Below are 8,549 nucleotides of genomic sequence, written 5' to 3'. Positions count from 1 at the left end.
TCATCCACCGAAGTGGACGGGGTATCAACTTCTGGCGTTGATTTTTGGCACGCTGTTGAGTTCTCAAGGAACGGACGCTTCCTTTGTACTCACCCGCAGCGACTTCGGCTGGGGCTTTCCTCCGGGCTTTCGTTCTGTTCTTGCGTTTCCGACTCTATCAGACTCTTTCGTGTCTGATTTCCTCGGCGCTTTCCAGGTTCCCGCTTTCGCGTTTCCCTTTCCGGCGGTCCCGACTCTATCAGTGAATTTCCGACTCCCTGACCACTCGCCGTATTCCCAAAAGGGCGCACGGAAAGGAGACTGGAATCAAGATCGATACTGAAGAGGAGGAGTCCCGTCCATACGGCGTTCGCGAAAAGTTCACACGAGCCGTCCCGGCGGGAGTCACGACAGTACAGGCCCCGTGGTGCCCAGGCAAATCGATTCGGGCGTATGGTCTAGTCCACCGGTCTAGTCCACTAGTCTCCCTGCCAAGGAAGACGCCCGGATCATCACCAACTTCGGGCGAACCCGAACATCCAGTGACATATCCTTCTCAAGAGTACGCCGTTCGCAACAGGCAGTGACGGCGACACGATGAGCCCCACCCCTGGGAGGCCCCCATGACCAGCGTCACGTCCCCACTCGCCGGGCGCGCCATCGGACTCGCGGCAGTGCCCGATCCGGTGTTCTCCGGTGCCATGGTGGGACCGGGCACCGCTATCGATCCCGTACGGGAGCCCTCGGAGGCGGTGTCCCCCGTCGACGGTGTGGTCGTCTCTCTGCACCCGCATGCGTACGTCGTCGTCGACAGCGAGGGCCACGGGGTGCTCACGCACCTCGGCATCGACACGGTTCAGCTCAACGGCGAGGGCTTCGAGCTGCTCGTCGCCAAGGGCGACACCGTCACCCGCGGCCAGGCCGTCATCCGCTGGAACCCGGCCGCCGTCGAGGCCGCCGGCAAGTCGGCGATCTGCCCCGTCGTGGCGCTCGAGGCGACGGCCGACTCGCTCTCCGACGTCGTCGAGTCCGGCGATGTGAAGGCTGACGACGTCCTCTTCAGCTGGCAGTGACGCTTCCGCCCGCAGGGGCGGGTCGGACATCCACCGCGGCGGCTCGGCCCGCCGCTCAATCGGAGACGGGTGAAATGGAGACAACGCTGCGAGGCGTCGGCGTGAGCCACGGTGTGGCGATCGGCGAGGTGCGGCACATGGGCACGGCTGTTCTGGAGCCGCCGGCCAAGCAGATCACCGCGGACGAGGCGGAGCGCGAGCAGGGGCGCGCCCGTCAGGCCGTGAGTGCTGTGGCGGCCGACCTGATCGCGCGTGGCCAGCTGGCCGGTGGCGAGGCCCAGCACGTGCTCGAGGCTCAGGCGATGATCGCCGAGGACCCCGAGCTGATCGCGGACGTCGACCGGCGGATCGCCGTCGGCAGCACCGCCGAGCGCGGTGTGTACGACGCGTTCGCCGCCTACCGGGATCTGCTCGCGGGGGCCGGGGAGTACATGGCCGGCCGCGTGGCCGACCTGGACGACGTGCGCAACCGGATCGTGGCGCGGCTGCTCGGCGTGCCGATGCCGGGTGTGCCCGACAGTGACGAGCCGTACGTACTGATCGCGCGGGACCTGGCTCCCGCCGACACGGCTCTGCTCGACCCGACGCTCGTTCTCGGTTTCGTGACCGAGGAGGGCGGGCCGACCAGCCACAGCGCGATCCTGGCGCGGGCGCTGGGCGTGCCGGCGATCGTGGCTCTGCCGGGTGCGTGCGAGATCGCCGAGGGCACCGTGATCGCCGTGGACGGCAGCACGGGTGATCTGTTCGTCGACCCGTCGGCGCAGAAGCGGGCCGAGCTGGAGGCCGCGGCCGCCGAGCGCAGGGCGGCGCTCGCCGCCTCGTCCGGTCCGGGTGCGACGTCCGACGGCCACAAGGTGCCGCTGCTGGCCAACGTGGGCGGGCCCGCGGACGTGCCGGCGGCCGTCGAGGCCGGGGCGGAGGGTGTGGGTCTGTTCCGCACCGAGTTCCTGTTCCTGGACGACAGCAAGAAGGCGCCGTCGGAGGAGAAGCAGATCGAGTCGTACCGCAAGGTGCTCGAGGCCTTCCCCGAGGGGCGTGTGGTCGTGCGCGTGCTGGACGCCGGCGCGGACAAGCCGCTGGACTTCCTGACGCCGGGCGACGAGCCGAACCCGGCGCTGGGTGTGCGGGGGCTGCGTTCGCTCCTGGACCACCCCGATGTGCTGCGTACGCAGCTCACCGCGCTGGCCAAGGCGGCGGAGGGCCTGCCGGTCTACCTTGAGGTCATGGCGCCGATGGTGGCCGACCGTATCGACGCCAGGGCCTTCGCGGACGCCTGCCGGGAGGCGGGGCTGCGGGCCAAGTTCGGCGCGATGGTGGAGATCCCGTCCGCCGCGCTGCGCGCACGCTCGATCCTGCAGGAGGTCGAGTTCCTGTCGCTGGGTACGAACGACCTGGCCCAGTACGCTTTCGCCGCTGACCGGCAGGTCGGCGCCGTCTCCCGGCTCCAGGACCCGTGGCAGCCGGCGCTGCTCGACCTCATCGCGATGTCGGCCGAGGCCGCCAGGGCCGAGGGCAAGAGCTGCGGTGTCTGTGGCGAGGCGGCTTCCGATCCGCTGCTGGCCTGTGTGCTGACGGGTCTGGGTGTCACCTCCCTGTCGATGGGCGCCGCTTCCATTCCGTATGTGCGGGCGACGCTCGCCAAGCACACGCTGGCCCAGTGCGAGCGTGCCGCGGCGGCGGCTCGCGCCGCGGACACCGCCGAGGAGGCCCGTGTGGCCGCCCAGGCGGTGCTGTCCGGGGAGTAGCCGGACGGGTGTGGTGTGGATCGAGGGGCCTTCGCCGGTGGCGGGGGCCCCTCGGCCGTCCGGTCTGCTGCTAGTGGTGGGGTCCTGGGTCGTCGACCTCGTACCCGGGGCAGTATTCGACGCCCGGTTCGGGGGCGACGGGGTCTCCGGTGTCGGCGTCCGTGCAGTAGGCGTTGAAGACGGCCGCGGCCGACAGCGGGGTCAGGCGGCCGCGGTCCAGGCGCCAGCCGTGGACCCGGTCCCGGTGGTCCTCGGTGGTGGTGCGTGCGACCAGTCCCCCGGCGCCGCCGAGGGCGAGTCCCGCGGCGAGGACCGTGACGAAGTCGAGGCCGTCCCGGCCCTCGATCCGGGGCCGCGGCGGCGGATCGTCGGCGTCGTCCGTGAAGGGCACCGTGGCGTGGAGGACGGCGACGAGCTGCTCCGCCTCGGTCGGTACGCTGCAGACGAAGTGGTGGTGACCGGGTCCGGCGCCGGCCACGAGGCGTTTGAGTGCCTCGGAGGCGCGGTCGAAGGAGGCCTGGCCGATGTCCTCGCCGCAGTCCGCGCAGGCGCCGACTCCCGCGAGGAGGGTGGTGGCGTACTCCCAGGTGGCCTGGCGCACCGCTTCGTCGACGAGGAGCGGGACCAGTTCGTCGATGGGCTGGCCGGTGTAGGGCAGTACGGCCCCGCTGCCGGAGAGTTCGGCCGTGAAGCGGGTGCGTGTCTGAGCGCTGTCGGGGTCGAGGTCGTGGTCGGCGCAGAAGTCGATGTATTCCTCGGGGTCGAAAAGGGCGACGGTCGTGTGGATGCCCTGGGCCGCGAGGGACCTGAGCAGGGCGTCGACGTGGCGCAGGTAGTCGCTGTAGTCGTCGTGGTGGTCGAAGGTGAAACTGCGGTAGCCGCGCATGGCCGCGAAGTCCCCGGCGTCGGCCAGGAGGCCGACGGTGCTGGGGACCTCGCGGCGCAGGGTGCGGCGCTTGGCGGTGGTGCGGGTCCTGTTCGTACCGGTGTCGTCCTTGCGTGGCATGGCTCCCCCTGAGTGTGCGATCACTTGCTCACTCAGAGTAATCACCGCCACTGACAGTGACCTCAGCCGCGGGTGCGGGCCAGCTCCTCGTAGAAGTGGAGGAGGTCGAGGTTGTCCACGGAGCCCGGGTTGACGGCCTTGGACAGGGGCGTGCCCTGGAGGAGGCGCTTGACCGGGACCTCGATGCGCTTGCCGGTGAGGGTGTGCGGGATGCCGGGGACCTCGATGATCTCGTCGGGGACGTGGCGGGGGGAGAGTTGCTCGCGGATGGTCGCCTTGATGCGGGCGCGCAGGTCGTCGTCGAGGGTGGCGCCCGGGGCGAGGTGGACGAAGAGCGGCATCCAGTAGCCGCCGTTCGGCTCCTCCAGGCCGATGACCAGGGACTCCTTGATCTCGGGGAGTCGTTCGACGGCCTCGTAGATGTCGGCGGAGCCCATCCGGACGCCCTGGCGGTTGAGCGTGGAGTCGGAGCGGCCGTGGATGATCACCGAGCCGTGGTCGGTGAGGGTGATCCAGTCCCCGTGGCGCCAGACGCCGGGGAACATCTCGAAGTAGCTGTCGCGGTAGCGGCTGCCGTCGGGGTCGTTCCAGAAGTGGATCGGCATGGAGGGCATGGGGTTGACGACGACGAGCTCGCCCACCTCGCCGGTGACCGGCTTGCCCGAGGGGTCCCAGGCCTGGAGGTCGGTGCCGAGGCAGGCGGCCTGCAGTTCGCCGATGTGCACGGGGAGGGTGGGGACGGCGCCCGCGAAGCAGCTGCAGACGTCGGTGCCGCCGCTGACGGAGGCGATCCACAGGTCCTCGGCCACCTCGTCGTGCAGCCAGCGGAAGCCGTCGGGCGGGAGCGGGGAGCCGGTGGTCGCCACGCACTTGACGGCGGACAGGTCGAAGTCCCGGGACGGGTGGACCTCGGCCTTGCGGCAGGCCATGACGTACGCGGCGGAGGTGCCGTAGAGGGTGGCCCCGGTGCGCTCGGCGATGCGCCACTGGGCGCCGGTGTCGGGGTAGCCGGGGCTGCCGTCGTACAGGACGACGGTGGTGCCGGTGAGCAGGCCGGAGACGAGGAAGTTCCACATCATCCAGCCGGTGGAGGTGTACCAGAAGAACCGGTCCTCGGGACCGAGGTCGCAGTGCAGGCCGAGCTGCTTGAGGTGTTCGAGGAGGATGCCGCCCTGGGACTGGACGATGGCCTTGGGCAGGCCGGTCGTGCCGGAGGAGTAGAGGACCCACAGGGGGTGCTCGAAGGGGACCGCCTCGAAGACGGGCTCGGTGTCCGCGGAGGTCAGGTCCGACCAGGTGAGGGCGCCTGCGGGGGCCGGCGTACCGAGGAGCGGGATGTGGACCACCGCGCGCAGGGACGGGAGCTCGGCACGGAGCTCGGCGACGGTGTCGCGGCGGTCGTGTTCCTTGCCGCCGTAGCGGTAGCCGTCCACGGTGAACAGGACGACGGGCTCGACCTGCTGGAAGCGGTCCAGGACGCTGCGGGCGCCGAAGTCGGGGGCGCAGGAGGTCCAGACGGCGCCGACGGCCGCGGTGGCGAGGAGCGCGACGGCGGCCTCGGGGATGTTGGGGAGGTAGCCGCTGATCCGGTCGCCGGGGCGTACGCCGAGGGCGCGCAGTTCGGCGGCGAGCGACCCGACCTGGCGGCGGAGCTCGGCCCAGGTCACGGGGGTGACGTCGTGGGTCTCGTCCACGTGCAGCAGGGCGGGCTCGGCGGCGCGGGCCGGGTCCTCGGCGGCGCGCAGGGCGTGCTCGGCGTAGTTGAGGGTGGCACCGGTGAACCAGCGTGCGCCGGGCATGGACCGGTCGGCGAGCACGGAGGTGTACGGGGTCGTGAAGCGGACGTCGAACCACTCGGCGACGGCCTGCCAGAAGGTGTCGAGCTCGTCGACGGACCAGCGGTGCAGGGCGGGGTAGCCGCCCTCGGCGGGGGCTCCGAAGCGCTCGGCGGCCCACGCCTGGAAGGCGGTGATCCGGGCCGCGGCGATCCGGTCGGGGCCCGGCGCCCAGAGGGGTTCCGGCTGCGTGGCTGAGGTCATGGGTCGGCTCCCGGTCAAGTCTGCGGCTCTCGCGTCGTGTGCGTACGGTGCCATCGCGCGGGGGGTGTGGGCGCGGCGGCTCACAGGGACGATGCCATGTGATCGAGATCCGCACCAGGGTCGCCATCACCGCTCGCGGGGTCGGCGGCATGGGGGCCGCCACCAGTCGCCGGGCGGCCCGGCGGACGGTCGCCTGTGGGTGAACGACAGTTGAACGCGGCACTCGCGGCCGGGGCCCGGTGGCAGGGTGATCTCCATGAACGGTCGTGATCTGGTGCGTGCGGTGAAGGACATCGGTACGGCGCGCGGTCGGCGCGCCTGGCTCTCGGCCTGGCGTCACCGGCGCGCGGACGCGGTGGGGCTCCCGCGCCGGGGCGCGGAGCGGGCGCGCGTCCCGGGACTGCTGACCGGTACGCAGCCGCTGCCGGGCGGGGGCGTCCTGCGGTTCGCGCGCGCGGAGCTGGTGGTGCGGGTGATGGCGGGCGGCGCGGTGTTCTGGGGCTGGGACGGGGCCGGGCCCCTGCCCTCGTACGCGGTGGCGGGCAGCGGGCCGGAGCCCGATCCGCGGGCCGTGCTGGAGCCGGACACCGAGGGCGGCTGGCGGGTGGTGTCGGAGCGGGTGACGGTGGCCGTGTCCCGCAACGGGGCGGTGGAGGTGCGCACGCCGGGCGGGACGGTGCTGCGGCGGGAGTCCCCGCCCCGGTGGTGGGAGCCGGTGGACCCGCGGATGGGCGGGGCCCGGTGGGCGGTGCGCAGCGAGGTGCCGGCGGACGCGCGGTTCTTCGGGCTGGGCGGGCGGGCCGCGGGGCCCCGGCTGCGCGACGGGGCGTACCGGCTGTGGAACACCGACCCCAAGGGGGGCTTCGGACCGGGTGACGACCCGCTGTACCTGACGATGCCGGTGCAGCTGGTGGTGGCGGACGCGGGGACGCACCTGGCCTTCCACGACAACTCCTGGGACGGCCGGGTCCTGCTGCGCGAGGGCGAGGAGGGGGCCGGCTCGGGGCCGGACCGTCCCGGGGCGAGCGAGATGCGGATGGAGGGCGGACCGCTGCGCTGCTGGGTGCTCGTGGGGACGCCGGCGCGGGTGCTGCAGGGCTGGTCGGGGCTGACGGGTGCGGCGGCCGTGCCGCCGGAGTGGGCGCTGGGCTACCAGCACGCGCGCTGGGGGTTCGGGAGCGCGGACGAGGTGCGGCGGGTGGTCGCGGCGTACGCGGCGCGCGGGTTCCCGCTGTCGGCCGTCCATCTGGACATCGACCACTACGACGGGCACCGCGCCTTCACGGTGGACGAGGAGAAGTTCCCCGACCTGCCGCTGCTGGCAGGGGAGTTGGGGGAGGCGGGGGTGCGGCTCGTCTCGATCGTGGACCCGGCGGTGAAGGTGGGCGACGCGGTGCACGTCTCGGGGCGCGCGGTGGGGGCGGGCGGTGCGTTCGTACGGGACGCGGCGGGCCGGGAGGTGCGCGGTGAGGTCTGGCCGGGCGAGTGCGCGTACCCCGACTTCACGGATCCGCAGGTGCGGGAGTGGTGGGGCGGGCTGTACGGGGAACGGCTCGCACAGGGCTTCGCCGGTTTCTGGCACGACATGAACGAGCCGGTGTCCTTCAAGCCGTTCGGGGACGCCACGCTGCCGCGGTCGGCGCGGCACGCGCTGGAGGGGGCCGGCGGGGACCACCGCGAGGGCCACAACGTGTACGCGCTGACGATGGCCCGGGCCGGCTGGGAGGGGCTGGTGCGGCTGCGGCCCGACGAGCGGCCGTTCCTGTTCTCCCGGTCGGGGTGGGCGGGCATGCAGCGGTACGGGGGCTCGTGGTCGGGCGACGTGGAGACCAGCTGGGAGGGGCTGCGGGCCTCGCTGGCGCTGGTGTTGGGGCTGGGCCTGTGCGGGGTGCCGTACTCGGGGCCGGACGTCGGGGGGTTCAACGGGTCGCCGTCCCCGGAGTTGTACGTGCGGTGGCTGCAACTGGGGGCGTACCTGCCGCTGTTCCGCACGCATTCGGCGATCTGGGCGGGGCGGCGGGAGCCGTGGGAGTTCGGGCCGGAGGCGGAGGAGCAGGCGCGGGCGGTGCTGGCGGAGCGGGAGCGGCTGCGGCCGTACTTCGTGACGCTGGCCCATCTGGCGCGGCGCACGGGCGCCCCTTACGTGCGGCCGCTGTGGTGGGGGGCGCCGGAGGAGCGGGGGCTGCGGGACTGCGAGGACGCGTTCCTGCTGGGCGATGCGCTGCTGGTCGCTCCGGTGCTGGAGTGCGGGGCGGACCGGCGGGCGGTGCGGCTGCCGCGGGGGCGGTGGTACGACACGGCTACGGGGGCGGCCCACGAGGGGCCGGGGCAGATCCTGCTGGACGCGCCGCGGGGGCGGATTCCCGTGCTGGCGCGGGCGGGGTCGGTGCTGGCGGTACGGGGTGGCCGTGCTGGCGCCGACGCTGGCGCTGGCGGTTGTGGCGACGGGGTGGAGCTGGAGGTGTGGGCGCCGGCGCGGGGGCGTACGGGCGGCGGGGTGGTGATCCGCGATCCGGGGCCGGGGTTCGAGGCGGGCGTGGTCGAGCGGTACACCGTGCGGTGGGTGGGGGACGCGGTGGTGGTGGAGGACGAGGCGGGGGAGGTCGTGCGGGGGGTGCGGGTGCGGGGGGTTTAGCCGCGGCTTGGGCCGCCGCGGGTTTGGGCTCGGGGCTCCGCCCCGAGCCCCGCGCCTCAAACGCCGGCGGGG

At 72.7% G+C, this 8,549-nt stretch carries 6 protein-coding genes; 4 read left to right on the top strand and 2 right to left on the bottom strand.

Annotated elements, in window-relative coordinates; translation table 11 throughout:
• The 3 genes from ACF059_RS23645 to ptsP all read left to right on the top strand — a co-directional run.
• Positions 1-322, top strand: a 322-nt coding sequence (locus ACF059_RS23645; protein WP_392060313.1) for a hypothetical protein, incomplete at its 5' end; no start/stop codon positions are given.
• A 280-nt stretch (positions 323-602) separates the two neighbouring features.
• Positions 603-1,052 (top strand): PTS glucose transporter subunit IIA, encoded by a 450-nt coding sequence (locus tag ACF059_RS23640; RefSeq protein ID WP_392060310.1) that lies wholly within the window; start codon positions 603-605, stop codon positions 1,050-1,052.
• A gap of 74 nt (positions 1,053-1,126) precedes the next feature.
• The gene (gene ptsP / locus ACF059_RS23635; protein WP_360900916.1) at positions 1,127-2,797 is read left to right on the top strand and encodes a phosphoenolpyruvate--protein phosphotransferase; all 1,671 of its coding nucleotides are present in this window, start codon (positions 1,127-1,129) and stop codon (positions 2,795-2,797) included.
• A gap of 70 nt (positions 2,798-2,867) precedes the next feature.
• Here ptsP and ACF059_RS23630 read toward each other — a convergent pair whose 3' ends face one another.
• Positions 2,868-3,803: a hypothetical protein gene (locus ACF059_RS23630; protein ID WP_392060307.1), complete on the bottom strand. Its 936-nt coding sequence runs from the start codon at positions 3,801-3,803 to the stop codon at positions 2,868-2,870.
• Positions 3,804-3,865: 62 nt separating this feature from the next.
• Complete coding sequence (locus ACF059_RS23625; protein ID WP_392060304.1) at positions 3,866-5,842, bottom strand: acetoacetate--CoA ligase; 1,977 nt, start codon at positions 5,840-5,842, stop codon at positions 3,866-3,868.
• A gap of 256 nt (positions 5,843-6,098) precedes the next feature.
• On the opposite strand from ACF059_RS23625, the gene ACF059_RS23620 reads away from it, so the two are divergent.
• Positions 6,099-8,477 carry a glycoside hydrolase family 31 protein gene (locus ACF059_RS23620; RefSeq protein WP_392060302.1) on the top strand — a complete coding sequence of 793 codons (2,379 nt, stop codon included), beginning with the start codon at positions 6,099-6,101 and terminating at the stop codon, positions 8,475-8,477.
• Positions 8,478-8,549: the final 72 nt, after the last annotated feature.

It is taken from the genome of Streptomyces sp. NPDC016562 (genome assembly GCF_043076955.1).
Classification (GTDB): Bacteria; Actinomycetota; Actinomycetes; order Streptomycetales; family Streptomycetaceae; genus Streptomyces.
Note: the sequence above shows the minus strand (reverse complement) of the source record. Positions and strands in the feature narration are given on the sequence as shown.

What these genes read in the sequence shown, in the direction of transcription:
- ACF059_RS23640 (WP_392060310.1), top strand. Translation starts at nt 603, where the DNA reads ATGACCAGCGTCACGTCCCCACTCGCCGGGCGCGCCATCGGACTCGCG.
- ACF059_RS23620 (WP_392060302.1), top strand. Translation starts at nt 6,099, where the DNA reads ATGAACGGTCGTGATCTGGTGCGTGCGGTGAAGGACATCGGTACGGCG.
- ptsP (WP_360900916.1), top strand. Translation starts at nt 1,127, where the DNA reads ATGGAGACAACGCTGCGAGGCGTCGGCGTGAGCCACGGTGTGGCGATC.
- ACF059_RS23625 (WP_392060304.1), bottom strand. Translation starts at nt 5,842, where the DNA reads ATGACCTCAGCCACGCAGCCGGAACCCCTCTGGGCGCCGGGCCCCGAC.
- ACF059_RS23630 (WP_392060307.1), bottom strand. Translation starts at nt 3,803, where the DNA reads ATGCCACGCAAGGACGACACCGGTACGAACAGGACCCGCACCACCGCC.